At 43.5% G+C, this 3,765-nt stretch carries 2 protein-coding genes and 1 pseudogene; 2 read left to right on the top strand and 1 reads right to left on the bottom strand.

Going from position 1 to position 3,765, the window contains the following annotated elements; all coding sequences use genetic code 11:
* Positions 1 to 690: 690 nt before the first annotated feature.
* Positions 691 to 1,077 carry a hypothetical protein gene (locus tag BK127_RS41695; RefSeq protein ID WP_076238512.1) on the top strand — a complete coding sequence of 129 codons (387 nt, stop codon included), beginning with the start codon at positions 691 to 693 and terminating at the stop codon, positions 1,075 to 1,077.
* 755 nt (positions 1,078 to 1,832) lie between these two features.
* Here the strand turns inward: BK127_RS41695 and BK127_RS41690 are convergent.
* A complete protein-coding gene (locus tag BK127_RS41690) occupies positions 1,833 to 2,249 on the bottom strand; it encodes a VOC family protein (RefSeq protein ID WP_007729208.1) in 417 nt (138 codons plus the stop codon).
* A gap of 504 nt (positions 2,250 to 2,753) precedes the next feature.
* Here BK127_RS41690 and BK127_RS41685 point away from each other — a divergent pair.
* A pseudogene (locus BK127_RS41685) lies at positions 2,754 to 3,398 on the top strand (penicillin-binding protein 2); the annotation flags it as partial.
* Between the last annotated feature and the right edge of the window lie 367 nt (positions 3,399 to 3,765).

Here is a 3,765-nt window from a genome sequence, read left to right as displayed (position 1 = left end):
GAAGTCCAGCGAGCCTACGATCCAGGCAGTGTCGGACGACAAATTGCTGCGATCGCTGTCTCCGGTGACCGGCGTCCGCGGCTGGCGACCATAAAAGTACCAGCACTTGTCATTCATGGAGTGGAAGATCCCCTGTTCGTCCCAGCGTGTGGCGAGGACACGGCTTCTGCCATCCCGGGCGCCGAACTAATGTTGGTTGACGGCATGGGACATGACCTGCCGCACCAACTGTACAAAGTAACCGCTGATGGCATAGAGCGAACGGCTCGTCGCAATTGATACGCGCTTCCTGAATAGCAACCAGCCGGAGTCTCGCGGTGTCCAATGGGCCTAGGGGCGCAGCGCTAATCAATTTGCACCCTTGGCGCATACGACCCGGGTGGGAGCGGCGGTGCTCTTGGAACGGTTGTTAAATATGTGGGAACGATCGAATAAGCACTGGTTTCATGATAACATCGTGAGCCGGCGCTTTTTCTGTGGGGATTTTTCCAAACAGACGATGGTCAGATTCAGAAACGAATTATTCAAGTAACTGGGAACTATAGTTAAAGGGCTTGCTTCGCAGCAGCTCCTCTTCGTTTATTCAACGAACGAGCAGGTTAGTTCAATATTTTTCAACAGCACTTACTTGGGTTAATGCGTGATATAATTAACCGAAAATTCAACAGACCTAAAAGGAAGTATTATTTTATGATAATAAATGAACGTCTTGCTTTTAACTCAGATTTTACTTTAGAGGAATTAATCAAATTGCTAAGAATGTCCTTAAGTTTAGATGAATTTCAATTCGATTATGAAAATGAAAATAATTGGGGATGGACATATGATGAAAATCGAATAGAAATCAATGTGTCAAAGCCATATGAGGAAGATAAACTATATGAATGGGATTCTACTGTGCCGAAAGGTTGCAACTTTGGTGTAGCTCTAATGAGTAATGATAGCAATTTCAACTTTGATCCTCATAAGTACAATCACGACTTTGTAATAAACAAACTCATACCTAAGTACATATGTGTAATTGAACAAATAACAAAAACAAAAGTATACTATCACCGAGGGAATCATCACAAATAATCTGTCTGCCGCAGTCGATGGCTGAATAATGACACCGTGGCAGCTGCTTAATGTTGCTATAAAAGTGGGTGAGATATTGTTATTAATAAGAGTGGATAACGGATATTTTGATATCAATGGAGCACTCAACAGATACGCAGACTATATTGTCGTTGTATGCACAAATTGCTCTGAACAATATGTCCATGATGAAGAACATTGCGTACTTTATTAGGATCCAGAGGATCTTTCGAAAAATTTCCTGTCGGTATTCTCAACTAATGAAGAGCCCAAATATTACCCGATTCCATGTAAGGGTTGTAGGAAAGTAGATTGGAACTTTATTGATTTAACTGAAAGAGAAATGGCTGAATTAGGGCCTTGGGGAAACTATATTCGTATTTGGTAATTCATTCGCAGTCATGGAGTTAAGCCATTGCACTAACGGATACAATAGTGGAGGAGATTGCTTCGGGTATCTCCTCTTTTGGCTATTTAAAGTAGCGGGAGGATAGTTACAGTATTCAAGTCCTGGCGTGAGGTATTGCGAATTATTTCTAAAGTATAGACAAGGGTTTATTTATTGGTTATTGAATTATTACGATCGTGCTAAATTTTATCCATGAGTACTAAATCTGATAAAAAGTGCTGGCAAGCGATCATGGACAATTTCAAAGCCTATACCGAACAAAACTAATCATCGCGAAGAAGACGCCGGAGAAGATGCCCGGCGTCTTTCTTTTTGAACCCTAGTACGAGCGTCCTCTCCGTTAGCCTTAACCTTGTGCCGCATCCATGTTCATGTAGTTAATGGCCCACAGATGGCCGTCCAAGTCCACGAAGCCCCAGTGATACATGAACCCATGATCTTCAGGTTCAGCGTGCAATTTCCCGCCCAAGGAGACCGCGGTATTCACGATTTCATCGACCTTTTCCCGGCTCTCGAAGGCCAATGCGATCGTCATCTGCGCATACTTGCTCGTATCGACGGATTCCTTCTCCGTGAGCGTATTAAAGAATGCTTGATTGATCAGCATGACCTGCAGGTTGTCGCCGATCACGATGGCTACCGAATTCTCGTTCTCGGGGAATTGCGGGTTGAGCTCGAATCCGAGTCCGGTGAAGAACGCTTTCGATTGTTCTACGTTTTTTACAGGCAGGTTGAAGCTCGTGAATGCGGACGTTAATGCCATTTTCAAAACACCTCTTCGTCAAATTAGTTTGTGTTCATTTATGCCTTCGTTTATATAGACGACAGCCGATCCGGGAATTCATCGGTCTCATGGATTCGGAAGCGTAAATTTTGAAAAATAACTTGGTATTGAGTTCGGATACCCGCCATTCCCGTATGGTTGCTTATTCTTATTGTGCAGGGATAAAGATTGAACCTCTCTAAAAAGGAATTCGTCTGAATATATGACAATTAAAGGGTAGGTATCGAGTGACGGAATGAGGAACGGTATGGAAATTAATGATAAAACCGAAGTACGAAAGAAAAAGTTCGAAACCGTCGCCATTTCAGTATTAGGTTAAATGTCTTTTTCGTGCTTACATTTCTCCTGTTCTCTTCACTAAACGTACGTTTTGCTTATCTACAGTTCGTCGAGGGTCCGAGTCTCTAGGAACGCCAGACAAGCATGATCACGAAGGGCGTATCCATCCCGCCCATCCGCGGCAATATTTAAGATTCGGCGGGACAGCAGATCGCATATTCGATCTCAACTCAGTCCCTATACTTTACTTTCAAAACAGGCTTTAAGCAAGAAGCGGCGGAGACGCTGGCTGCAAAACTCGTGCAGCTGTTTAACGAAAAAGGCGAAGCGAATTCCAAGCCGTTGACGACTCAGGAAGTTATCGAGGCTATGGACATCAAAGGCAGAACGCATCTGCCATTCCAACAACGACGGATCAAGTCGGGACTGTCAAAAGAAGAGATCGCCTATTTTAACGAGCACCGCGACGAGTATCCGGACATGGAGATCGTGGAGGAGCGCATCCGCCAGTACAGTCCCGACCGGGTCGCCGTTCAATTGGTCGGCTATATGAACAAGATGAAGGGAGCCAAGGAGAATCTGGACTTTTACAAAGAAATCAACGCGGATCAATCCGATCCCATGCTTAAGTATTTGGATTCCGAGGAGGTCGGCTACGACGGCATCGAGTTGATGTATCAGAAGGAGATGCGGGGGCTTAACGGTTATAAATCCTATCAAATCGACAGCATGAGCCGGATCGTCGGCGACATGAAGCTGACCAAGCCGGTCAAGGGGCAGAATCTGTATCTAACGATTAATCGTAAGGTGCAGCTCACCGCGCAGGTGAACAAGAGGCCATTTTGTTAGTTTAATTTATTAATATACTTTTTTATTATTTTGGGGCCTTTGATTGTGTGACACAAATGTCGAGTGACCAGAATATAGACCGATAAGCATCCGCATAAATTGCGGATTTTTTACTTTATCGGAACAAATTCTTGTCATAATTCAATGTCAAGAATTTGTTCCGATTCCCAAATGAGGCCAAGAATATGTACTGATTACTGAGACAGAGCAGAATAGAATTTTAATATGTCAGAAGACACAAACCTTGTCTCATTTCCGAAGGATTGTAGGACATTAAAGACCTAACGATTTGTCGGAAGTCAACATCATTATTACATTGAAAGTCGCTTAAATTGCGGCTTTTTTTAGTTATGTAATAGGGTTCTTG

This window comes from Paenibacillus sp. FSL H7-0331 (genome assembly GCF_001956045.1).
The sequence above is the reverse complement of the archived record's forward strand: the minus strand, read 5'-3'. Positions and strand labels throughout refer to the sequence as shown.